We start from the raw sequence: 22,689 nt of genomic DNA, 5'->3' as shown, positions 1-22,689 counted from the left end.
CGTCGGGCTGATCCGCACAGGCCCGCGGGCCGGGCGGCCTCGACGACACGCGGGTTGGGGAGGACGGGTGGCTCCGCCCGACGGGTCAGGCGACCGTGAAGGCCTGCTCGCCGATCTCGACCCGGCTGCCGCGAGGCACGAGCACGCGGCGCCCGGGCTCGCACCGGAGGCCGGCCTCGCCGGGCCGACGCACGACGGTGCCGTTCGACGAGAACCGATCCGCGATCCAGAGCGCGCCGTCGTGCTCGCCGAACTCGAGGTGCGTCTTGGAGACCGAGAGTCCGCGATCGACGATCTGCACGAGGCGCGTGAACGCCTCGCCCGGCTCCGGCATCGGCCGCCGCCCGATCAAGCCGTCACCGGACACCGACACGACCTCGCCGGTGCTGAAGGTCAGCACGAATCGCGGCAGGTCCGACGAAGTCGCGGTCTCAGGCGCGGGAGGTTGGGCCGCCCCCGGCGCCGGCACGGCGTCCACGGCGACCTCCGCCCCGGGCTCGACCACGAGCGCGTCGAGCTCGACCGGCCGCGGCCCGTCGATCGGGATGCTGATGACCCCGCTCGCCGAGCGGTGCATGACGTAGGTGTCTCCCGGACGCGAGTCGGCCGGGCGGCGCGACTCGGGCGTCGCCGACGTCGAACTGCCGCACTCGCCGCAGAACATCGCGCCGTCGGGCAGCTCCGCCCCGCAGATCCGGCAGTTCACGACCCGGCTCCCTTCCGCGAGCCAGCGTACCCTCCGAGCGAGCCGAGCGAGATCGCCGCACGGGCGCGTTCCCGCCAGCGCCGCGGCTCCGCGAGACGGCGCTGCAGCTCGTCGACGGCCGTCCACACCCGGTCGTCGTCGCCGTCGGACGGTCCGTCGGGTGCGAACACGGCCCGGTCCACGACCCCGGCGAGCACGAGCGGCCCGAGACCGCCGACCGTCGCGGCCTGTTCCGCGCGGGTCGCGGTCGGGGCGATCGGATAGCCGTAGTCGGCCGCCGTGTCGGTGAACTCCTGCCATCCGCCCTCGATGCGCTCGACCGCGGTCGCCGCGCGCCGGCGCAGGCGTCGGCGTCGCCACTTCGCGAGCACGATCGCGACGAAGGGCGACGCGACCAGCATGACGACCGCCAGCACCAGGCCTGCCATCCGGAGCACCTCGAGGAGCGCGACGAGCCACCCGTCGGCGTCGTCGGCATCGTCGCCGCCCGGGTCCGGCTCCGCCGCGAGGTCGTCGACGGGGGTCGGGTCGTCGGGCGGCGGCAGGGCCGACTGCGGGCGGGACACGATCGTCGGCTCGTCGGGTTGACGCTCGGGGATCTCGCGCGGCTCGGGGTTCGGGTCGACCTGGATCCAGGCGCCGTCGTCGGACTGGACCTCGATCCAGGCCTGGAGGTCGTCGCTGAGGAACACCCTGGCGCCCCCCGCCGGTTCGGCATCCCGCGAGGGGAGGTAGCCCACCACGACCCGGGCGGGGAAGCCGATGCTGCGCGCCATCAGCGCCGCGGCGACGGCGTACTGCTCGCCGTCGCCGATCATCGGCTTGGCCGTCGCGAGCTCCGCGAGGCGGTCGAGCGCGTGACCGGAACGGCTCGGCTCCTCGTCCTCGAGCCCGTGGCTGACGTAGCCCTCGCGGTGGAACCCCGCGATCATCGCCGCGAGTCGCACACCCTGCGGATCGGAGGCCGGCGCCCACTCGTCGAGCAGGCGCGCCAGCTCGTCGGGCAGCTCGGGAGCCTCGGGCAGGACCGCACCGCCGGGGCTGAGCGTGGCGAGGTCGACCGGGTCGAGCGAGGCCACCGACCGCGCGGCGTACCGGTCACCCTCGGTCAGGCCGGACCGCACCCCGGCGGTCCCGGTCACGTCGTTGTAGTGGAACTCCTCGGCGAGCGTGGCCGCGCGGGGCCCGGGCTCGAACTCGATCCGCTCGAGCCGGCCCACGCCCGGCACCCACACGTCGTCGTACCCGAGGATCGCGACGTCGAGGCGGAACGGCTCCCCGGGGGCGTCCGACTGGTCGAGTCGATAGGGCAACCGGGTGAACTGGCCGGACGCCGCCGAACCGTCACCGCCGCCGACGGAGTAGACGATGCCGTCGTACGTGTCGAGTGTCGCGACGCGGACGCCGGCGGCGTCGGGAAGTCCGCTCACGGCCAGCATCTCGGTCGACGCGACCTCCGGGTCGAAGGCGGACCGGAATCCCGCGAGCGGGCTGTCGTAGTCGTCGGGCTGGAACGGCGGCTGCAGCTCCGCCCGGATCACGTCGCGCTGGCCCGGCGGCACGACGACGGCGGCGGCGGTCGCCCCGACCAGCGCGACGGCGGTGAGGGCGGTCGCGCCGACGATCCGCCGCACGTCGATGAGCGCGGCATCGCCGGGGTGCTCGATCGACGCCGAGCGTCGTTCCACGATCGCCACGCGGACGAGCCAGGCGGCGGAGGTGAGCAGGAATGCGAGGCCGGCCTCGATCGCCAGGTCGTCGTGCACCACCCCGAGCGCGATGCCCAGCACGAGGAGGATCGCCGGCGGCACCACGGCGAACGCGGGCCGCCGCGTCCGCAGCGCGATCGTCACCGCGACGGCCGCGACGATCAGCCCGAGCAGGAACGGCGGCACGAGCAGCGCCTGGTACGACCCGACGGGCACCGATATCGTCACCAGCTGCTTCCACGAGAGGGCGGTGGCCGCGACCAGCTCGACGAGGCCCTCCGCGGTCGGCAGGATGACGGCGTACGCTCGACTCGGCACGGCCACCGAGACCCCGAGCACGAGGAACGCGGCGACGATGCCCGAGGCGACCGCCCAGGACGGCCACGCGTACGCGGCACCGAGCAGGCCGACCGCTGCGCCCGCCGCGACCGCGACCGACGCCGCGAGCACGAACGCCCCGCTCTCGTAGGTCGGCCACCACGGGATCATCGCCGCGAGGTGCATCACGGCGACCATCGCCACGGTCACCCCGACCGACAGCGCGCTCTGGCCGCGGAGCCCGTGCGGGCGCGATCGCAGCATGCGCGCCGTCGCGCCCGGTGCGATCCGGCGCGGGTCCGCGGGGCCGGTCATGCGACCGAGGCCGTCCTGGCGAGGATCGCCCGGAGGTCGTCGAGATAGCCGATGTCGAACACGGACAGGCCGCCGACGGAGCGGGCACCGGCCTCCCCCTCGTCGGCGCAGCGCACGACGACGCCCGCCACCCCGAGCGGGAGCCGCGCGGTGGCGGCGCGGAGGTCCGGGACGCTCCGTCCGGCGCCCGTGACGACGAACGCCAGGGACACACCCGTGACCGTCTCGGCCGCTGCGCGCACGGTGTCGGCGAGGCCGGTCGCCCGCTCGTCGACCTCGACGAGGCAGAGGGCGTCGAGCAGACGGTCCCGCGAGGCCGTCGGCAGCTCGCGCATCGCCGCGCCCCGCGGCAGCGCCCGGGCGGCCCGCGGCCGGTCGCCGCGCTCCGCGCCCGGTCTCGCGCGCTCCGCCGAGGACCGAATCGGAGCAGAGGTCACGAAGCTCAGGCTCCGGGCGTCGCGGATGGCGCGGGCGCCGAGCGATGCGGCGGTGCTGACCGCGAGCTCGAAGTCGTCGGGGTCCTCGTAGGCGTCGGCGCCGAGGTCGAGGAGCACCATGAGCCGGCTGCGTCGCGTCTCCTCGAACTGGCGCACCATGAACGTGCCCGTCTTCGCCGAGCTGCGCCAGTGGATGTACCGGCGGTCGTCTCCGGGCTGGTACTCGCGCAGCGCGTGGAAGGCGATGTCGCTCACCGTCAGGTCGCGGGTCGGCGTGCCCTCCAGGTCGCGCAGGAAGCCGGTGCTGAGCGGCGAGACGGCGATCGTGCGGGGGTGCACGTGCAGCATCCGCACACCCGACCAGACGATCTCGCGCCGCATGAGCCCGACGGGGTCGGCGCGCACCGTACGGACCGGGCCGACGGGGACGACGCCGCGCCGCTCGGTCGGGATCGCCACGCGCTCGTCGACCGAGCCGCCGCGCGGCAGTGCGGGGATCATGCGCGTGAGCACGCGCCGACCGACCGGCAGCTCGAGGCGCGCGCCCGCGAACCGCCGACGACCCGGGTTGTGGGCGACGAGGCGCACCTCGGCCGCCTCGCCGACCGCGACCCGGTCCACTGGCAGGGTGAGCTCGATGCTCCCCGCGCCGCGTCCGGCGAGCCAGGCCGACGCGAACGCGACGAGCAGCGCGAGGCCCCAGCCGATCGTGACGAGCTCCGTCCACCCCCACCCGTACCCGAGGATGAGCGAGACGACGGCGCCGCCGACCGCACCCCACCCGAGCGGGGTCACCACCCCGCGAACGGCGCTCGTCCAGCGGTCGACGACGGATGCCGCGGCGCGCGCCGCGACGACGGCGCGCTCGATGACCACCGCGAGCAGGCCCTCCCTCGCGGCCTCCTCGGGGATCGTCGAACGCGTCTGGAACGTCACCCGACCTGCCTCGCTGATGGCGGCGACGTCTCGATGAGCACCTGTGCGATCAGGTTCGACGCGGTCACGCCGTCGAACTCCGCCTCGGGATCGAGGATGAGCCGATGCGCGAGCACGGGCTCGGCGAGCGCCTTGACGTCATCGGGCACGACGTAGTGGCGGCCCCGGCCCGCCGCGTGGGTCTTGGACGCCCGGACCAGCGCGAGCGCACCGCGGACGCTCACGCCGAGGCGGACCTCCTTGGCCGTGCGGGTCGCGTCGACGAGCCGTGAGACGTAGTCGTGGATCGTCGGGTCGACGTAGACCGTGCGCGCGAGGGCGGCCATCTCGACGATCTCGTCGGCGCTCAAGCGGGGCTCGACCTGCTGGTCGTGCGCGCGCTGGTCGGTGCCCTCGAGGATGCGGATGGTCGAGGCGTGGTCGGGGTAGCCGATCGAGGTGCGCATGAGGAACCGGTCGAGCTGCGCCTCCGGCAGCCGGTACGTTCCGGCCTGCTCGACCGGATTCTGGGTCGCGATGACCATGAATGGCCGTTCGACGTGGTGGGTCTGCCCGTCGACGGTGACCTGGCCCTCCTCCATGACCTCGAGCAGCGCCGACTGGGTCTTCGGGCTCGCCCGGTTGATCTCGTCGGCCAGCACGATGTTCGCGAACACCGGGCCGGGATGGAACTCGAATGCCCCGGTGCGCTGGTCGTACACCGACACGCCCGTGATGTCACCGGGGAGCAGGTCGGGCGTGAACTGGACGCGGTTGCTCGTGCCGGCCACCGACTGGGCCATCGCGCGCGCCAGCGAGGTCTTCCCCGTGCCGGGCACGTCTTCGAGCAGCAGGTGCCCTTCGCTCAGCAGCGCGGTGAAGGCGAGGCGGATGACGCGGTTCTTGCCGAGCAGCACCTCCTCGACGGCGCCCACGAGCCGGTCCAGGTTCGCCGCGAACCTCGTCGCGTCCTCCGGAATCATGGTCATGCGTGCCCCTCCCGTTGCCTCATCGCGCCTCGAACCTCGCGGTCACGCCCGCGACCTCAACATCCAACCAGACCGGATCGCCGGCCTTGGCGCCGGGGACCTGGCAGGAGGTCGCGGACTGCGCCTGCCGGCCGACGCGGTCGCCCTCGGTGCCGCAGCGGTACGCCGCGGGCAGCCCGTTGTTCGCGGGAGCGGCCGTCCACGACCAGGTCGTGGTGGCCGCGTCGTAGGTGCGACCGGGCAGCGCGAACGTGAGCGTCGGCGACTCGCCCGCGGGCAGCGTCTGCGACCACGGCCCGCAGGATCCCCACACCGAGCACGAACGCACCTGGAACCTCGCGGTCTCGCCGAACGGCCGGTTCAGCAACTGCCGGAGCCAACCCGAGCCGCCGAAGTCGGTCGGTGAGCCGATGCGCGTGCCGTCGGCGCCGACGGCGATGATCTGCAGGCGCCGCGAGCCGGCGTCGACGTCGTCGATGTAGCGGTCCCAGGTCTCGGCGTTCAGCCACGCCATGCTGCTCCGGACGTCGTCGACGGCCCCCGGTGCGGGCCGGACGACGGTGCTCGCGACATCCGTGTGCACGCACCCGGCCCGGTTGAAGCCCCACACGATGAAGGAGTACCGCGCGGATTCCGTGGCCGTCCCCGCGAACTGCACGCTCGCGGCATCCGGTCCGACGCGCACCACCTCGGCGACCACGCCGCCCACCGACGGAGCGGAGACCGTCCCGGGCGCGGGCGAGCCGACCGAGCAGGCCTGGGCTCCGGTGGGCACCGAGGACTCCCCCTCGACGAGCCGCTGCACGAAGTAGCCCCCCATCGCGTCGCCGTTGCCGTCGAACGGCGACCACGACACGACGACCGAGCCGGCCAGGGCGTCGGCGGAGACCGAGATGTCGCCCGACACGGGCGCGCCGAACGGCGTGCCGCTCGTACTCGTCTCGGTCCAGACGGCGAGCGCGGGGAACGCCCCGTTGCGCGCGCTGACCGTCACGTCGACCGTGCTGCCGTTGGCCAGTTCCTGCGACTCGACGGAGCAGAGCGAAGCCGTGCAGGCCCGCGCCGCCGGCACCTCGACGGGAACGCCCGCGACCGTGACCACGTACGACAGGATCTCGCTGCCGGAGCCGGCCGGGACCGGCAGCCATTCGACGCGGAGCCGCCCGTCGAGCGGCAGGGCGCGCAGCCCGGCGGCGGGCGGCGGGATCACGTCGGACCAGACCGAGGTCGGCAGGTCCACCGGATCGGACAGGCCGATGCCGTTGCGCGCCTGGATGCGGACCTGGACGGCGGCGCCCGGACCGTTGCCCGGCGTCGGCACCGTGCAGGTGGTCGCGACGCACTCGGCCACGCGCAGCTCCTCGCCGTTGGACGGGTCGAGCAGGGCGATCCGATACCCCTCGATCGGCGAGTTGTTGGCCGCACCTGCGGCGAAGGCGACGTCGATCGCGCCGTCGCCGAACGCGGTCATGCGCGCGTCGGCGACCGGTTCGGGCCGGTCCTGGATCGAGATCGTCGCGCTGCCCCAGGCGAAGCGGCTGGGGTCGCCGGTGGCGTCGGCCACTTGATACTGGACGGTCGTGTTCACGGGCTCCGCGCTCGGCGACACCGTGACGGAGAGCTCCGAGCGATCCGCGTTCGGCGTGATCGAGACTCCGCCCGGCAGGCTCGCCGCGTCGAGTCCGCGCACGCCGACGACCCGGAGCGGCGTGCCGGGGAACGGGTTGCCGGCTCCGTCGTTGGCGAGCACGTCGACCGTCGTCGTCTGGCCGCGGGCCGCCACCGCCACGTCGGGCGCCGGCTGGGCCAATGGCCGTGTCGACGGGACGACGCGCAGGTCGATGCGACCCGGCGTGCCCTCGACGTCGCCGGCCGTCACGCCGATGGTGAGCGACGCGCGCGTGCCCTGCGGCGTGGACTCGATCGCGCGGACGCGCAGCTCGTCGCCGTCGACGACGGCGTCGAATCCCTCGGGCACCTCGCCGACCACGCTGTACCGCAGCGCCGGGCCGTCCTCGTCGGGCCGGCTGGTGAGGCGCTCCAGGTCGATGGCCCGCGTCTGTCCGGGCTCGAACTCGATCATGCCGCCGGTGAAGGTCGGCGGCTGGCCGGGTTCGGGGCGCACGTCGATCGGGATGACGATGGTTCCCGTCCGCGCCTCGGGGTCGTCGGCGGATTCGCCGTCGGTGACGGTGAAGGAGATCGACGCGGGCCCGAAGTAGCCCTCCTCGCTGCGGTAGCGGATGGTGTCGTCGTCGACGACGAGGTCGCTGCCGTCGTCGTGCGACGCGCGCACGGTCGCGGCGTCCGTCAGGCGCACCGGGCGACCCGACGCCGCGACCACGTAGTCCTCGAGCTCGAGTACGACCTCCTCGCCGGTCGTCACGCGGACCTCGGGCGCGTCGCGCCGCAGTTGCGGCAGCGCATCGTCCCGGCCCGGCACCCAGATGAACGCGTGGGCGCGCAGCTCGGGGTCGTCGGGGTGGCCGACCGAGAAGGGGACGATCCGGCGCCGGTCCCTCACCTCGACGCCGATGGTCCCGTCGGCGGCCACGCGAGCGCCGTCCTCGTAGCCGGGCACGAGCGCGACGTCGGCATCGTCGACGTCGGCATCGGCGATGAAGACGCCCTCGAGCACGTCGACGTCCACGCGCTCCTCGTCGAGGACGTCGACGAGGTTGAGGACGACGTCGGTTGCCTCGGGCCTGGCGAGCGGGGCGTCGGCGTCGGCCTCGACCCGGAGGAACGTCGATGCGGAGCCCAGCCGCTCGTTCTCGATCGTGTAGATGAACCCGAACTGGCCTTCGCGGTCGGGCAGCTCGACGACCACCCTCGTGCCGTCGGATTCGGCGGTCGCCCCGTCGGTCACGGGCACGACGGACGCGATGGTGAGCGCCGACCCGTCGGGGTCGGAGTCGTTCTCGAGCACCCGGACTTCGAGGGTGCGGCCCGGACGTGCCGTGACGACGTCCTCGACCGCGACCGGGGCGCGCGCACCCTCGAGCGCCGGGGCGATGCCGACGCGCACGGTCCCGGTCGCGCGCGCGCCGAGCGCGTCGACGACAGCGTAGGAGAACGCGTCGGTGCCGGCCGAATACTCCCCCGCGCGGTACTCCAGCCAGTCCGGCCCCCTCGCGACGACCGAGCCGCGCTCGGGGTTCGACTCCTGCCCGAGCAGCTGCACCGAGTCGCCGTCGGGGTCGGCGCCGCCGAGCGGGATGGGGATGCGGACCGTGTCGCCCGAGAGCACGCGCGCGGTGGCCGTCCGCGGCACCGGCGCGGTGTTGGTCTGCGCGTCGGCCTCGCGCACGGTGATGGTCACCGTCGCGGTCGCGTACTGGCCGTCCGGTCCCTCGACGCGGTACACGGCGGTGAACTCGCCCGGCCGGTCGGGCGCGTGGTACCTGAGGCGGTCGCCCGCGGTGAAGAGCAGCCCGGCCCGCGGGCCCTCGACGAGGTCGGGTGCGAGGACCAGCTCGTCGCCGTCGGGGTGCTGGTCGTTGTCGAGCACCGGGATGTCGATGACGTCACCCGTCCGCGCGGACGCGCGGTCGTCCGCCGCGACCGGCGGCTGGAGCAGGTCGGGTTCGGGCACCTCGACGACCGTGACCTCGCCCTCGGCCTCGGCCAGCCCGTTGCTGACGCGATAGCCGAAGGTGGCCGAGCCGGTCTCGAGCGGCCGGGTGAGCGTCACCCGCAGCACGCGGTGCTCGACGACCTCGACCCGCACCCCGGCGTCGTCGGGCGCCTCGCCCGGTCCGGTGATGATGAGCACGCCCCCGGTCGGATCGATGTCGGTGGCGAGCACGTCGACGTCCATCGGCTGGCCGGAGCGCAGGAACGCGGTGTGCGGGACCGTGATCGGCGTCGTGTCGCGCTCGGGCGGCGCGGAGACCTCGACCCGCACCCGACCCGTCGCGGTCTGCGCGCCGTCCGTCACGGTGTACTCGAGGTAGTGCGTGCGCACCGCCTCGCCGACGAAGCGGAACGTGCCGCCGTCGAAGTCGGGCGTGATCCGGGCCTCGGGCTTCGCGGGCACGGCGGACAGTCGAGGCTCGCCGGATCCGCCGCGGACGTGCCGCAATGGCTCGAGCACGAGCTCCTCGCCGACTGTGGCGAGCGCGACGAAGGAATCGGCGACGAGCGGCGCCTCGCCGGGCGCCCGGACCGCCACCTCGAGCGTGCCGACGCCGTCGTCTCGGCCGTCCGACACCACCAGGGAGACCGGCCGGGTCGACCCCTCGGCGCCGCGCTCGTCGAACAGCACGACGCCGTCGGCGGTGGACGTCACGGTGTCCGGGCCGTCGACTCCGGCGGAGCGGAGGAAGACGGGGTCGCCGTCGGGGTCCACCCACTCGCCGAGGACCGGGACGGTCACACGTCCGCCGACCTCCACGACGGCGCGGCCCTGGCGCACCTGCTGGGGCGGGGCGTTCTCGTCGGGCGCACGCACCGTGACGGCCACGGTCGCCTCTGCGCCGCCCCCGCGCCCGTCGTCGATGGTGTAGCGGACGGCGAAGGAGCCGGACGCGGCGTAGTCGAGGGTGAGCTGGACCTGCTGCCGATCGGCGACGACGTCGAGGCTCGCCCCCGGCGGAAGGTCGCCCTCGACGCCCGAGATCACCAGCACGTCGCCGTTGGCGTCGTAGTCGTTCAGCAGCACCGGCATGAGCGTCGCGCGCCCGGCGCGAGCGCCGAACGCATCGTCGACCGCGACCGGGGGGACCTGGCTCTTCTCGATCGTCGGCGTCGTGTCGGGATCGTTCTGCTCGACGGTCTGGTCGTCCCGCTCGATCGCGATCAGCTCGTCCCAGTTGTCGATCGGGCCGTAGTCGTCGGACGCCGCCCAGCTCCGTCCCGATCGGTGGTCGTTGAGCACGAGCGTGTCGCCGTTGGCGAGGAAGGCCAGCGACGCGCCGCGCAGCGCGCCGTCGAGGCCGCTCGGCTCGCCCGTCCGGCCGTCGCACGACCGCCACGCCGTCCCGTCGCCCCACGCCGCGTGCAGGCAGGCTCCGTGCCGCACCGGGACCGCCGGAAGTCCCGACCGCCCCTCGTGCAGCACCACCGGTTCGGACCCGTCGAAGGGCACCTCGACCAGGCGGTGGCGCGTGGCCACGACGACGCCGTCACCGCCCGCGGAGGCTCGCTGCAGCACCGGGGCGTCGGCGGAGGCGACGAGCTCGGAGAGGTCGACTTGGCGGCCGCCCTCGACGTGCAGCCGGAGTCCGGCCTCGTCGAGCACCGCCCACCTTCCGCCGACCGAGGTGATCTGGGCCGCCGCGCCCTCCTCGAGCGGATCGATCCGCCAGGTCGCATCGGTCGAGTCGGGGTCGTCGGCGAGGACGCGCGCGACCTGGCCGGTCGTCGGCGTGAAGGCGAGGATCCGGCCGGCGTCGTCGACCGAGACCACCGACCCCCGCCCGAAGGAGAGGGCAGGCTCGGTGTCGCTCTCGAAGGCCGGGAACTCGGCGACGGGCTGCACCCAGAGCCCCCCGTCGGAGGTCACCACGACGCGGTCCCCCGCGAGCGCGATCCCCGCCTCCTCGGGCGGCACGGCGACGGTGTCGGTGATAGTCGACGTGGTCGGATCGACGATTCCGACGCTCGCCCTGCCCTGGTCGAGCACCAGCACCGTCGAGCCCTGCTGGACGACCTCGGCCCGCGTCCCGCCGGTCTCGACGACCGTGTTCAGCTCGAGCAGCGCCGTGTTGGCCCGCCCGACCGACTGCATCCCGTCGTTGGCGACCCAGACGGCGGCGTCGCCGAGGTCGACGCGCTGCGCCGTGTATCCGCCGGATGCCACGGCGATCCCGGCGACCACCGCGACCGCCGTCCCGATCGACGCGGCGGTCATCAGCGCCGAGCGCCGACGCCGCCAGATCGCCCGCAGGTCCATCATGGCACCTCGACCTCGGCGCACCGCTCGGCGCTCGGCTCGCCCGACTTGCCGTCGCGCGCGACGGTCACGCTCGCGCAGACCTGGCCGGCATCATCGGCGGAGACGGAGAGCCTCGCCTCGCGCTGCGGCGGCCACTCCCGGCCGTCGACCGTGACCACGTAGGTGTCGCCCTGCCTGAGGCCGCCCGGGTCGTCCCAGGAGAAGACGACGGCAGCGCCATCCGTCTCGGCCCTGACATCGGTGACCACGGGGATGCCGCCCGCGCCGCGGACGAGGGTGAGCAGCCCTGCGACGACGAGCGCGACGAACACCGCCGCCGCCACGCCGACGCCGATGAGGAGCCGTCGGGTCGTCGGCGGGGCCCCGCGTCCGCGGCCCGAGGCCGAGCCGCGCGACCGCGAGTCGGCCGTCTGGGCCGTCATCCGGGTGGCCGTCGCGGACCGGCGCCGACGACGCCGGGACGACTCGGCTGCGACGGTCGAGCCCGCCCCGATGCGCGTGCGCTCGTCGAGGTCGACGGCGGTCGCGATCGCCCAGTCGTCCATCGCGACCTCGATGGGCGTCTGCGGCAGCGCGAGCTCCTCCTCGACGGCCTGCAGGTCGCGGATGAACTCGAGCGCGCTGGCCTGGCGCGCCGACGGACGCTTCGACATCGCCCGCGAGAGCACCGCCTCGAGGCTCGCCGGGACGTCGGCGCGGCCCGTCGGCGGCGGCTTGGCCTTCTCGATCCGCCCGACCAGTGCCATCGTGCCGTTGTCGCCGCCCGGCACCTCGAACGGGCTGCGTCCCGCGAGGAGCGAGTACACCGTCGCGCCGAGCGACCAGACCTCGCTCGCCACCGTGCCGGCGACCTCGTCGAGCAGCACCTCGGGCGCCGACCACGGGATCGAGAGGCCGACGGCCTCGCTCGACTCGGCCTGCCCCAGGGTCGACGCGATCCCGAAGTCGGAGAGCACGGGGTGTCCGTACGCGGTCGTGAGGATGTTGGAGGGCTTGATGTCGCGGTGCAGGACGCCCTGGCGGTGCGCCGTCTCGACCGCGCTCGCGATCCGCACGCCGATCGAGAGGACCTCGGCGATCGGCAGCTGCACCGCGCGGTAGCGCTGCCCGAGGGTCGCGGAGCAGTACTCCATGACCAGGTACGGCCGGCCGTCGGCCGCGACGCTCGCCTGGTACACCGTGAGGATCGACGGGTGGCTCGACAGCTGGGCCATGAGGTTCGCCTCGGCCTGGAACATCTGGCGCACCTCGTCGTTGACGACCTCGGCGAGCAGGACCTTCACCGCGACCAGCCGGCGCGGCATGTTCTGCTCGTAGAGGAACACGTCGGCGAAGCCGCCCGATCCGAGCACGCGGATGAAGGAGAAGCCGGGCAGGTTCGGCGGCGTTGACGGCAGTCGCCTCGACACGTTCCTCCCAGCGTCCTCGGTGTCCTCGGGTGCGGCGGACGGACCGCCCCCCAATTGTAGGGTCGTCGGATGCCTCGCACGCAGGCTGTCCCCAGTGGCGCCGTCGTCGCGACGGCGGCCGTCGGCTCAGGCCCCGCCGGACTCCGCCTGCGGGCCCCGGACGACGCGGAGCACGTCGACCACGACGACCGTGACGTTGTCGCGGCCGCCGTTGCCGACGGCGGCCTCGACCAGCTGGTGCACCGCCTGCTCAGGCCGGCGACCCGAGATCAGGAAGTGCCGGATGCCGTAGGACGTGAGCTCCTTGGTGAGCCCGTCGGAGCAGACGAGGAGCCGCATGCCCTCCTCGAGCGCGATCGCCCGGTAGTCGGGGATCGGCGCCTCGTGGAAGCCGACGGCGCGGGTGATGACGTTCGAGTGCGGGTGGGTGTCGGCCTCCTCACGCGTGATCTGCCCGGCATCGACGAGCTCCTGCACGATCGAGTGGTCGACCGTCAGCTGCTCGAGCACGCCCCCCACGAGCCGGTAGACGCGCGAGTCGCCGATGTTGAACACGATCCACGCGGGCTCATCGCCGATGAGGCCGAGCGCGACGCCCGTGACGGTGGTGCCGCTGCCCTCGTCGGTCACGCCCGCGCCGCGACCCATGTCCTGCACGGCCAGCCGGAGGGAGGCGTCGATGTCGGCGGTGCCGAGGGCGGGCTTGCCGCCGTGCTCGGCGAGGCGGGTCACGACCGCGGCGCTCGCGAAGTCGCCCGCAGCGTGCCCTCCCATCCCGTCGGCGACGGCGAACACCGGGGCCTGCGCGACGAAGCTGTCCTCGTTGACCGCGCGCCGCAGGCCCGTGTCGGTCGCCGCCGCCCACGAGAGCGTGACCTCGGTGCCGTCGGGCAGGGTCACGGCGTGCCGGCTGTTGCCGTTGCCGATCTGCGTCACGTGCTCTCCCCCTGTCGGTTCGCGGATGTCGCGTCGACGCCGTCGACGGCGGGCAGGATCTCCACGATCGCCTCCCCTCCGAGCACCAGTGCGGTGCCGGGCGCCACGACCACCGACTCGCCGGGCCGGAGCCGGCGGACCCCCGACGCCGAGCGGACGACCGTGCCGTTCATCGAGCGAAGGTCGGTCGCGACGAGCCGGCGCCCCTCGGCGCGCAGCTCGAGGTGCGTCGACGAGACGACGCCCGTCGGCGAGTCGACCCGGACGAGCGACACGGGTCCGGGCGCCATGCGCGGCGGGCTCGGGTTGCGGCCGAGGTAGACGGGGACGTCGATCGGCGCCGGCTCGTCGCCGCCGACGCGGAAGCGCGCCACGGCGACGGCCGGGTCGACGGATGCCGCGGCATCCGCTCGCACGTCGTCGTCGACGGCCTCGGCCCCGAGGTCGCCGCGCCCGCGCACGCCCGCCGAGATCACCGTGTCGGCCTCGGCGGCGTCGCCGCGCGTGTACCGGACGGTGTCGTCGACCACGATCCGGATCGGCACGGTCGCCGGTCCGGACGCCGTGCCGGGCCGGGAGTCGAACGCGCCCGGCCGCGGACCGCCGGTCGGCGGGCGCCCCGCCGAGAGCACCGTGTCGACGTCGGGGTCGCCGGCGACCGGGCCGGGACCGGACGGCATCTCGCGCCACGACCACTCGACGGCCGCCGCGCGGAAGGACGCGCGCCGCGAGGGCACGGGATCGCCTCGGAGCCCCGCCTGCCGGACCGCCTCGAGCGACGAGGCCGGGCCGGCGATGCGGAGCCGGGTCACGGCGGTGAACTCGGCGAGGTGCCAGGGGGTGATGCCCCGCGAATCCAGGCGTCGGGCCCCGCCCGGCGAGGCGAGGTCGACGACGGCGTCACCGCGCACGATCGCCGTGACGGGGTCGCCGGACTCGGGCCACCACACGAGCGCGAAGTCGTCGGCGCCCTGCGGACCGATGGGGATGCGCGCGACGAGCTCCTCGAGCTCGATGCCGTCGGCCGACGCGGCCTCGGCGAGCGCGCTGAGCACCCGGTCGCGTGCGGGCGCGGCGACGGCCGCGATGAAGCGCTCGCCGACGACGGCATCCCACTGCGGCGCATCCGGCTCGACCCTGCTGCGCACCGCTCCGACCACCATGGGGTCCAGTCTGGCACCACGACGGGCACGTCGGCCGAATGCGCATGGCGAGCGCCCCGACCCTCACGCGTCGGCATTCCACGATGGAATCAGTTGCGAATCGGCTACGAATCGACGGAATCCCTTGTCAATACCAAGACTCACTGTCATGATCGGTCGCATGACGAACGCGCCCCGTCCGACGAACCACCGGCCGGTGCAGCTCGACGACGTCTCCAAGGCGATCATCGAGCAGCTCCAGGCCGACGGCCGTCGCTCGTACGCCGACATCGGCAAGGCGGTCGGCCTCAGCGAGGCGGCCGTGCGCCAGCGCGTGCAACGGCTCACCGAGGCGGGCGTGATGCAGATCGTCGCGGTGACCGATCCGATGCAGCTCGGCTTCACGCGCCAGGCGATGATCGGCATCCGTGCGGCCGGCGACACGCGCGTGCTCGCGAACGAGCTCGCGGCGATCCCCGAGATCGACTACGTCGTGCTCACCGCGGGCAGCTTCGACCTCCTGGCCGAAGTCGTGTGCGAGAACGACGAGCAGCTCATCACGCTGCTCAACTCCCGCATCCGCGCGCTCGACGGCGTCCAGACGACCGAGACGTTCGTCTACCTGAAACTGCAGAAGCAGTTCTACAACTGGGGCACCCGCTGACGCGGGCCGCCCCGAAAGGAGATCCCCCGATGACCACCCTCGATTCGGCGATGGGCCGCGCAGGCCTCGGCCACGACGACGCCGCGCTGCAGCAGAAGGCGAAGGACCATCTCTGGATGCACTTCGCGCGCCAGTCGACGATGGAGGAGCACGGCGTCCCGATCATCACCCGCGGGCAGGGCCACCACATCTACGACATCCAGGGGCGGGAGTACTTCGACGGCCTCTCGGGCCTCTTCGTGGTCAACGCCGGGCACGGGCGACGTCGCCTCGCCGAGGTCGCGGCCAAGCAGGCGGAGGAGCTCGCGTTCTTCCCGATCTGGTCCTACGCCCACCCTGCCGCGATCGAGCTCGCCGATCGCCTGGCCGGCTACGCACCCGGCGACCTGAACCGCGTGTTCTTCTCCACGGGTGGCGGCGAGGCCGTCGAGACGGCGTTCAAGCTCGCGAAGTACTACTGGAAGCTCAAGGGCCAGCCCACCAAGCACAAGGTGATCTCGCGCGCGGTCGCCTACCACGGCACGCCGCAGGGCGCCCTGGCCATCACCGGCATCCCCGCGATGAAGCAGATGTTCGAGCCCCTCACGCCGGGCGGCTTCCGCGTGCCCAACACCAACTTCTACCGCGCGGCCGACGTCGGCGCCCCGTCCGACGATCTCGAGGCCTTCGGCATCTGGGCCGCGAACCGCATCGAGGAGATGATCCTCTTCGAGGGCCCCGAGACGGTCGCCGCGGTCTTCCTCGAGCCCGTGCAGAACTCGGGCGGCTGCTTCCCGCCGCCCCCCGGGTACTTCCAGCGCGTGCGCGAGATCTGCGACCAGTACGACGTGCTGCTCGTCTCCGATGAGGTCATCTGCGCGTTCGGCCGCATCGGCCACATGTTCGCGTGCGACGCGTACGGCTACGTCCCCGACATGATCACGTGCGCCAAGGGCATGACCTCGGGGTACTCGCCCATCGGCGCCACGATCATCTCGGAGAAGATCTACGAGCCGTTCAAGACGGGCACGACCTCGTTCTACCACGGGTACACGTTCGGCGGGCATCCGGTCTCGGCCGCCGTCGCGCTCGAGAACCTCGACATCTTCGAGGAGGAGGGCCTCAACGAGCGGGTGCGCGAGAACTCGCCGCTCTTCCGGGCCGAACTCGAGAAGCTGCTCGACCTCCCGATCGTCGGCGACGTGCGCGGCGACGGGTACTTCTTCGGCATCGAGCTCGTCAAGGACAAGGCGACCCGCGAGACCTTCAACGACGAGGAGTCCGAGGACCTGCTCCGCGGCTTCCTCTCGAAGGCGCTGTACGACGCAGGCCTGTACTGCCGCGCCGACGACCGCGGCGACCCCGTCATCCAGCTCGCGCCGCCGCTCACCATCGGCGTTCCCGAGTTCCAGGAGATCGAGCAGATCCTGCGCGGGGTGCTCACCGAGGCCTCTGATCGCGCCGCCCGGTTCACGGGCCACCGCCACGGGGGCGAACACCTCCTGGTGCCGGCGCGCGTCTGATCGTCGAACCCCGGCCGGGACGGGATGGCGCGTCGCGCCGCCCGTCCCGGCCTTCCTTGACGGCCCTCTGGCCGGGCGCTCTGCCGGGCCTCCGCCACCCGCGGGTCACTCGGTCGGGCCGTCCGCGGACGGGATCGCCCGGCTGAACGCCCACTCGGGCACGGCGCCGCTGCCGATGAACCGGTGCAGCAGTCCGGCCATGGTGAGCTCGGGGTCCGCCTCGAGGGCCACCTCGATGAGCGCGCCGGCGGATGATCCGCGCCCGAGCGCCCAGGCGAGCCATCCGGCGACGCAGGACGCCCCCGCGCGGTCGGGCGCCGGCGCGTTCGCGATGGCGACCACGAGGACCTCGAGCGCGCGTTCGATGCGGGCGACATCGGGACGCACGCTCGCCTCGCCGAGCATCAGCCTCGAGAGGAACGCCTCGGTCGACTCCGCACGCTCGTCCGCGTCACGGTCCGGATCCACGCCGATCGCGCCCACTCGCTGCGCGTCCTCCGCGGCGTCCAGCGCGAGCTCGCCGATGACCGGCCCGAACGCGATCTGCAGCATCATTGCGTCGCGGAACGGCGGGCAGTCCGCCAGTCGGATGAGCCACGCGAGCATCTCGGGCGTCCGCTCGACGCTGCCGCGGGCGAGCAGCTCGGCGGCCACGAGCGGATCCAGCGCATCGCCGATCACGGCGTCGAGCTCGAGGAGCGCCTCGGGGGCGGGCGCACGCGACTCTCGATCCTCGGGCTCGGACCCGGTCGTGCCGTCCCGACGTGCAGGCGGCTTCAGGGAGTCGAGCACCGTTCGGATGCGCGCCGCGAGCTCCGGATCGGACTCGGGGATGCGGACGAGCGCCGCGGCGGACTCGGCCGGATCGCGCAACGCCGCGGGATGGCGGTTGAGCGGACTGGCGTCGACGAGGTCGAGCGAGCGGCCGCCCTGCGGCACCTCGTCGTCGAGGAGCGACCCCCACCCGTCGGCCGCGACGCAGAGCGCGTCGCGCACCAGGAACCCCGCCTCCTCGGCGCGGCGGACCACCTGCTCGAGGAGCGCGCGCTCGGGCGGCCCGGCGTCGCCGAACGGCGCGTCGGTGTACGCGATCGGGACGACGGCATCGACGTGGACCATACGGCACAGGGTGCCGACCAGGTCGGCGACGAGCGCCTCGCGCGCGGGCGCTCCGATCGGCAGGTCGTGGCGGAGCACCCCGGCCGTGCGATTGCCCTCGAACGCCACGCACAGCAGCGAGCGGGACGGGCGGTAGCCCACGAGGGTGGGGATGAGGGCGAGGAAGTCGTGCGCCTCCCGGGCGCGGATGATCGTCGTCATGCCCGCAGCGTGGCGTTCGCGGGCGGTCCACTCGGTCGTCGACGGGGAGGCGTGGGCGCGACGTCGACGCCGCCTCGTGTGGAGGACGAGTGGGCGCGCCGCGCGGCGACTCCTCCTCCACACGCGGAGGTTTCGCTCGTCGTTCCGCGGTGTCCGATTCCCGCCAGTCGATGACGGTGGCCGAGGCTACTCTCGAAGCATGACCTCCCCATACCTGCTCCGGTTCGAGAGCCCCGTCGGGCGCATCGAACTCCTCGCCGACGAGGAGCGGTTGACCGCCCTCACGATGGAACGCGACGGCGCGCTCCCCCATGACGACCTCCCCGAGCGCGCCAACGCCGTGCTCGAGTCGGCACGCGACCAGTTGCTCGAGTACTTCGCGGGTGCGCGTACGAGCTTCGACATCCCCGTCCGGCTGGAGGGCACGCCGTTCCAGCAGGCCGTGTGGAGCGAGCTCGCCCGCCTCGGCTGGGGCGAGGCGATCTCGTACGGTGCGCTCGCCGCCGCCGTCGGCCGGCCGGGCTCCGCCCGGGCCATCGGCGGCGCCGTCGGCGCCAACCCGGTGCCGATCATCGTCGGCTGCCACCGCGTCCTCGCCTCCGACGGGCGCATCACCGGCTACTCGGGCGGGGAGGGCATCCCCACGAAGCTCTGGCTGCTGGCGCACGAGCGCATCGGCTTCGCCGCGTGAGCGGCCCGACCCGGCCCGACGTCCTCGTCGGCGACGATGGCCTCGCGCGATGCGCGTGGGGTGCCTCCGATCCCGAGTACCGCCGTTACCACGATGAGGAGTGGGGCACTCCCCAGCACGACCCCACCCGGCTGTACGAGAAGCTCTGCCTCGAGGGCTTCCAGGCGGGGCTGTCGTGGATCACGATCCTCCGGCGACGTCCGGCGTTCCGCGAGGTGTTCCACGGGTTCGACCCCGAGCGGGTCGCGGCGATGACGGAGGCCGACGTCGAGCGGTTGCTCGGAGACGCGCGCATCATCCGCCATCGCGGCAAGATCGAGGCGACGATCGCCAACGCCCGCGCCACGCTGGCGCTCGAGCGACCGCTCGACGAACTGCTCTGGGGCTTCGCTCCCTCGCCGCGCGACGCCGCGCCCGTCTCGTTCACCGAGGTGCCGGCCACGACGCCGGAGTCGGCGGCCATGAGCCGCACGCTCCGCAGCCACGGTTTCCGCTTCGTGGGCCCGACGACGATGTACGCACTGATGCAGTCGACCGGCATGATCGACGATCACCTGGCCGGGTGCTTCCGCGCGGCCGCGGCGTCGGCGGTCTCGGTCGCCTGAGCGTCGTCGACCGGTGCCGGCGCTCGACCGGCGCCCTGGCTCGATCGGCGGCCGTGCTCAGGCCACGAGCTCGAGTTCGTGCGCGGGCGCGCCGGGCGCCCCGAGCTCGAGCCGGAATCCGCGAGTGCCGGCCCACGCGATGAGTGCGTCGCGGTCGCCGAGCTCGGGGCGGTCCTCGAGCAGGGCGCGCGTGAAGAGGCCCTTGGTTCGCTTGTTGAAGTGGTTCAGCGCACGACGGCGACCCGACTCGTCGACCGAGACGACGCGGACGAAGACGGAGTCCACTCGGGTCGGGGCGGGCCCGAGCTCCAGGTAGCCCTCGGAACGCAGGTCGACGATGAGCCCTTCGGTCGCCTCGAGTACGGCGGCGATCGGCTCGCGCCAGTGCTGCCGGAGCCGCAGCCCCGGCAGGCGCGAATCGTGCGACAGCCGGTACGCCGGGATCGGGTCGCCACCGCCGATCAGCCCGAACAGGGCGGAATGCACGACGAGGTGACGGGCCGCGTACGCGCGCGCATCGTCGGCGAGGGTCGGCGCATCGAGCGCGTCGAACAGCACGCCCGTGTACCGGTCGATCGTCGACATCGTGGGCGATTCACGCAGGCGCCGGTTCCGCTCCACCTCGCCCGCCTGTCGCGGTCCGAGCTTGAGGGCGCGCATCGTCGCCTCCGCATCGGCGGCGAGCTCGATGGTCGAGCCGAGCACCGCGGCGCGCGGCTCGGCGAGGCCGGAAAACGAGAGCCGGTCGAGCGCGAGCGCGGGGCCGTCCCCTCCATCGCGCTTGGTCTCGGAGGGCGGAAGCAGGACCAGCACTATGCGGCGATGAACGCCAGCGCGACCTCGACGTTCGAGCCGAGCGGCTGGACGCTGTCGAGGGTGACGCGCGGCAGGGCCGTGGACGGCCCCGTCCAGGGTGCATAGCCTTCGAGGCTCTGCTCGACGGCGCGCCAGGTCGTCTCATCGAGATGCGGGAGCTGGCGTTCGCGCTTCTCGAGCCGCTGCCGATGGATGCCGGCATCCGTGCATACGACCTCGAGTACCCGCAGTCGCACCTCGGCGCGCTCGGCGAGGTCGCGCCACTGGAGCCGTGCCGACTCGGCCGCATTCACGGCATCCACGATCACGGTCCGGCCCGCGAGGAGTTCCTTCTCCGCGATCTGCTCCGCGACCAGGTACGCCGCGAGCCCGGTGGGCTGGTCGGCGTCGATCCCGGCGCGCAGGATCGCGGACTCGATCGGGTCGACCGACACGACCGTGGCGCCGAGGCGGGCGCCGATGATCTCTCCGATCGTCGACTTGCCCGCGCCCGGCAGCCCGGCCATGACGATGAGCTGGGTGACGCTCAGGTCACCGAACTGGCGGTCGAACGGCTGCTCCCCCTGCATCCGCGTCCTCTCAGGCGAGTGCGGCGCGCGAGGCCACGACCTGCACGGCGTCGGCGTGAACCGAGAGGAACCCGTCCTCCGCGTTCGCGGTGATCTTCTCACCACCCGGCAGGGTGACGCGCACCTCGCCGCCGGCGAGGATCGCGAGCATCGGCTCGTGACCCGGCAGGATGCCGATCTCGCCTTCGACGGTACGCGCCACCACCATGGCCGCCTCGCCCGACCAGACCTCCTGGTCGGCCGAGACGACGCTCACGTTGAGGGCGGCCATGATCAGCCGTTCTCCTTCTGGATCTTCGCCCACTTCTCCTCGACGTCGGAGATCGGGCCGACGTTGAAGAAGGCCTGCTCCGCGACGTGGTCGAAGTCACCACGGGCGATGGCGTCGAACGACTCGATGGTGTCCTTCAGCGGGACGGTCGAACCCTCGACACCCGTGAACTTCTTCGCCATGTAGGTGTTCTGCGAGAGGAACTGCTGGATGCGGCGCGCACGCGACACCGTGATCTTGTCTTCCTCGGAGAGCTCGTCGACACCGAGGATCGCGATGATCTCCTGCAGCTCCTTGTTCTTCTGGAGGATCTGCTTGACGGTCGTCGCGACGCGGTAGTGGTCCTCGCCCAGGTAGCGCGGGTCGAGGATGCGCGACGTCGAGGTCAGCGGGTCGACCGCGGGGTAGAGGCCCTTCGACGCGATCTCACGCGAGAGCTCGGTCGTCGCGTCGAGGTGCGCGAACGTGGTCGCCGGCGCGGGGTCGGTGTAGTCGTCGGCCGGCACGTAGATCGCCTGCAGCGAGGTGATCGAGTGGCCGCGCGTCGAGGTGATGCGCTCCTGGAGGATGCCCATCTCGTCGGCGAGGTTCGGCTGGTAGCCCACCGCGGACGGCATGCGGCCGAGCAGCGTCGACACCTCGGAACCGGCCTGCGTGAAGCGGAAGATGTTGTCGATGAAGAGGAGCACGTCCTGCTTCTGCACGTCGCGGAAGTACTCCGCCATCGTGAGCGCCGAGAGGGCGACGCGCAGACGCGTCCCGGGCGGCTCGTCCATCTGGCCGAAGACGAGGGCGGTCTTGTCGAAGACGCCCGCCTCCTCCATCTCGTGGATGAGGTCGTTGCCCTCACGCGTGCGCTCGCCGACGCCGGCGAACACCGACACACCGCCGTGGTCCTGCGCGACGCGCTGGATCATCTCCTGGATGAGGACGGTCTTGCCGACGCCCGCACCACCGAAGAGGCCGATCTTGCCACCCTGCACGTACGGGGTGAGCAGGTCGATGACCTTGATGCCGGTCTCGAACAGCTGGGTCTTCGACTCGAGCTGGTCGAACTTCGGCGGCTTGCGGTGGATCGGCCAGCGCTCGGTGATCTCGATCTGCTCGCCGGGCTCGCCGTTCAGCACCTCGCCGATGACGTTGAACACCTTGCCCTTGGTCACGTCGCCGACGGGCACCGAGATCGGCGCGCCGGTGTCGTGGACCTCCTGGCCGCGCACGAGCCCGTCGGTGGGCTTCAGCGCGATGGCACGCACGAGGTCGTCGCCGAGGTGCTGCGCGACCTCGAGCGTGAGCTCGGAGGACTCGTCGCCGATCGTGATCGTGGTCTTCAGCGCGTTGTAGATCTCGGGGATCGAGTCGTGCGGGAACTCGATGTCGACGACCGGGCCGGTCACGCGGGCGATGCGGCCCACGGAGCCCGTCTGGCTCTGGACTGGCGCGATGGCGGTGTCAGTCATGTTCTCTTCCTTCTGG

General features: G+C 73.0%; 17 protein-coding genes. 4 read left to right on the top strand and 13 right to left on the bottom strand.

Annotated elements, in window-relative coordinates:
• Positions 1-85 precede the first annotated feature (85 nt).
• The 8 genes from AC3RKB_RS12760 to AC3RKB_RS12725 all read right to left on the bottom strand — a co-directional run bounded on the left by AC3RKB_RS12760 (position 86) and on the right by AC3RKB_RS12725 (position 14,796).
• The gene (locus AC3RKB_RS12760; RefSeq protein ID WP_491436516.1) at positions 86-706 is read right to left on the bottom strand and encodes a zinc-ribbon domain-containing protein; all 621 of its coding nucleotides are present in this window, start codon (positions 704-706) and stop codon (positions 86-88) included.
• A complete protein-coding gene (locus tag AC3RKB_RS12755) occupies positions 703-3,048 on the bottom strand; it encodes a transglutaminase TgpA family protein (protein ID WP_491436515.1) in 2,346 nt (781 codons plus the stop codon). The genes AC3RKB_RS12760 and AC3RKB_RS12755 overlap by 4 nt, the downstream gene beginning before the upstream one ends.
• Positions 3,045-4,421, bottom strand: a complete 1,377-nt coding sequence (locus tag AC3RKB_RS12750; RefSeq protein WP_491436514.1) for a DUF58 domain-containing protein — start codon at positions 4,419-4,421, stop codon at positions 3,045-3,047. Before AC3RKB_RS12750 ends, AC3RKB_RS12755 begins: the two co-directional genes overlap by 4 nt.
• On the bottom strand, positions 4,418-5,389 hold the full coding sequence (locus tag AC3RKB_RS12745; RefSeq protein WP_491436513.1) for an AAA family ATPase: 972 nt from the start codon (positions 5,387-5,389) through the stop codon (positions 4,418-4,420). The genes AC3RKB_RS12750 and AC3RKB_RS12745 overlap by 4 nt, the downstream gene beginning before the upstream one ends.
• Positions 5,390-5,408: 19 nt before the next feature.
• On the bottom strand, positions 5,409-11,288 hold the full coding sequence (locus tag AC3RKB_RS12740; protein WP_491436512.1) for an Ig-like domain-containing protein: 5,880 nt from the start codon (positions 11,286-11,288) through the stop codon (positions 5,409-5,411).
• Complete coding sequence (locus AC3RKB_RS12735) at positions 11,285-12,697, bottom strand: serine/threonine-protein kinase (RefSeq protein WP_491436511.1); 1,413 nt, start codon at positions 12,695-12,697, stop codon at positions 11,285-11,287. The genes AC3RKB_RS12740 and AC3RKB_RS12735 overlap by 4 nt, the downstream gene beginning before the upstream one ends.
• Positions 12,698-12,823: 126 nt before the next feature.
• Positions 12,824-13,633: a PP2C family protein-serine/threonine phosphatase gene (locus AC3RKB_RS12730; RefSeq protein ID WP_491436510.1), complete on the bottom strand. Its 810-nt coding sequence runs from the start codon at positions 13,631-13,633 to the stop codon at positions 12,824-12,826.
• Entirely contained in the window at positions 13,630-14,796 is a 1,167-nt protein-coding gene (locus tag AC3RKB_RS12725) for an FHA domain-containing protein (protein WP_491436509.1), read from the bottom strand. Before AC3RKB_RS12725 ends, AC3RKB_RS12730 begins: the two co-directional genes overlap by 4 nt.
• A 160-nt stretch (positions 14,797-14,956) precedes the next feature.
• On the opposite strand from AC3RKB_RS12725, the gene AC3RKB_RS12720 reads away from it, so the two are divergent.
• Positions 14,957-15,439, top strand: coding sequence for an Lrp/AsnC family transcriptional regulator (locus AC3RKB_RS12720; protein ID WP_491436508.1), 483 nt, complete (start codon positions 14,957-14,959; stop codon positions 15,437-15,439).
• Between the two features lie 29 nt (positions 15,440-15,468).
• A complete protein-coding gene (locus AC3RKB_RS12715; RefSeq protein WP_491436507.1) occupies positions 15,469-16,941 on the top strand; it encodes an aspartate aminotransferase family protein in 1,473 nt (490 codons plus the stop codon).
• Between the two features lie 105 nt (positions 16,942-17,046).
• On the opposite strand, the gene AC3RKB_RS12710 is transcribed toward AC3RKB_RS12715, so the two are convergent.
• Positions 17,047-18,261, bottom strand: coding sequence for a DUF4192 family protein (locus AC3RKB_RS12710; protein WP_491436506.1), 1,215 nt, complete (start codon positions 18,259-18,261; stop codon positions 17,047-17,049).
• A gap of 199 nt (positions 18,262-18,460) precedes the next feature.
• Between AC3RKB_RS12710 and AC3RKB_RS12705 the strand changes: the two genes are divergently transcribed.
• Positions 18,461-18,952 carry a methylated-DNA--[protein]-cysteine S-methyltransferase gene (locus AC3RKB_RS12705; RefSeq protein ID WP_491436505.1) on the top strand — a complete coding sequence of 164 codons (492 nt, stop codon included), beginning with the start codon at positions 18,461-18,463 and terminating at the stop codon, positions 18,950-18,952.
• Positions 18,949-19,557: a DNA-3-methyladenine glycosylase I gene (locus AC3RKB_RS12700; RefSeq protein WP_491436504.1), complete on the top strand. Its 609-nt coding sequence runs from the start codon at positions 18,949-18,951 to the stop codon at positions 19,555-19,557. The genes AC3RKB_RS12705 and AC3RKB_RS12700 overlap by 4 nt, the downstream gene beginning before the upstream one ends.
• Before the next feature lie 57 nt (positions 19,558-19,614).
• Here the strand turns inward: AC3RKB_RS12700 and AC3RKB_RS12695 are convergent, their stop codons facing one another.
• The 4 genes from AC3RKB_RS12695 to atpD are packed head-to-tail and all read right to left on the bottom strand — an operon-like array spanning position 19,615 to position 22,673.
• Positions 19,615-20,370 carry a YaaA family protein gene (locus AC3RKB_RS12695; RefSeq protein WP_491436503.1) on the bottom strand — a complete coding sequence of 252 codons (756 nt, stop codon included), beginning with the start codon at positions 20,368-20,370 and terminating at the stop codon, positions 19,615-19,617.
• Entirely contained in the window at positions 20,370-20,942 is a 573-nt protein-coding gene (locus AC3RKB_RS12690) for a P-loop nucleotide/nucleoside kinase family protein (protein ID WP_491436502.1), read from the bottom strand. Before AC3RKB_RS12690 ends, AC3RKB_RS12695 begins: the two co-directional genes overlap by 1 nt.
• 10 nt (positions 20,943-20,952) lie before the next feature.
• The gene (locus AC3RKB_RS12685; protein ID WP_491436501.1) at positions 20,953-21,213 is read right to left on the bottom strand and encodes a F0F1 ATP synthase subunit epsilon; all 261 of its coding nucleotides are present in this window, start codon (positions 21,211-21,213) and stop codon (positions 20,953-20,955) included.
• A gap of 2 nt (positions 21,214-21,215) precedes the next feature.
• Positions 21,216-22,673: a F0F1 ATP synthase subunit beta gene (gene atpD / locus AC3RKB_RS12680; RefSeq protein ID WP_491436500.1), complete on the bottom strand. Its 1,458-nt coding sequence runs from the start codon at positions 22,671-22,673 to the stop codon at positions 21,216-21,218.
• Between the last annotated feature and the right edge of the window lie 16 nt (positions 22,674-22,689).

This window comes from Agromyces capsici, assembly GCF_058349965.1.
This window is presented reverse-complemented; position numbering and strand designations above follow the sequence as displayed.

What these genes read in the sequence shown, in the direction of transcription:
- AC3RKB_RS12755 (WP_491436515.1), bottom strand. Translation starts at nt 3,048, where the DNA reads ATGACCGGCCCCGCGGACCCGCGCCGGATCGCACCGGGCGCGACGGCG.
- AC3RKB_RS12745 (WP_491436513.1), bottom strand. Translation starts at nt 5,389, where the DNA reads ATGACCATGATTCCGGAGGACGCGACGAGGTTCGCGGCGAACCTGGAC.
- AC3RKB_RS12740 (WP_491436512.1), bottom strand. Translation starts at nt 11,288, where the DNA reads ATGATGGACCTGCGGGCGATCTGGCGGCGTCGGCGCTCGGCGCTGATG.
- AC3RKB_RS12725 (WP_491436509.1), bottom strand. Translation starts at nt 14,796, where the DNA reads ATGGTGGTCGGAGCGGTGCGCAGCAGGGTCGAGCCGGATGCGCCGCAG.
- AC3RKB_RS12720 (WP_491436508.1), top strand. Translation starts at nt 14,957, where the DNA reads ATGACGAACGCGCCCCGTCCGACGAACCACCGGCCGGTGCAGCTCGAC.
- AC3RKB_RS12715 (WP_491436507.1), top strand. Translation starts at nt 15,469, where the DNA reads ATGACCACCCTCGATTCGGCGATGGGCCGCGCAGGCCTCGGCCACGAC.
- AC3RKB_RS12710 (WP_491436506.1), bottom strand. Translation starts at nt 18,261, where the DNA reads ATGACGACGATCATCCGCGCCCGGGAGGCGCACGACTTCCTCGCCCTC.
- AC3RKB_RS12705 (WP_491436505.1), top strand. Translation starts at nt 18,461, where the DNA reads ATGACCTCCCCATACCTGCTCCGGTTCGAGAGCCCCGTCGGGCGCATC.
- AC3RKB_RS12690 (WP_491436502.1), bottom strand. Translation starts at nt 20,942, where the DNA reads ATGCAGGGGGAGCAGCCGTTCGACCGCCAGTTCGGTGACCTGAGCGTC.
- AC3RKB_RS12685 (WP_491436501.1), bottom strand. Translation starts at nt 21,213, where the DNA reads ATGGCCGCCCTCAACGTGAGCGTCGTCTCGGCCGACCAGGAGGTCTGG.
- atpD (WP_491436500.1), bottom strand. Translation starts at nt 22,673, where the DNA reads ATGACTGACACCGCCATCGCGCCAGTCCAGAGCCAGACGGGCTCCGTG.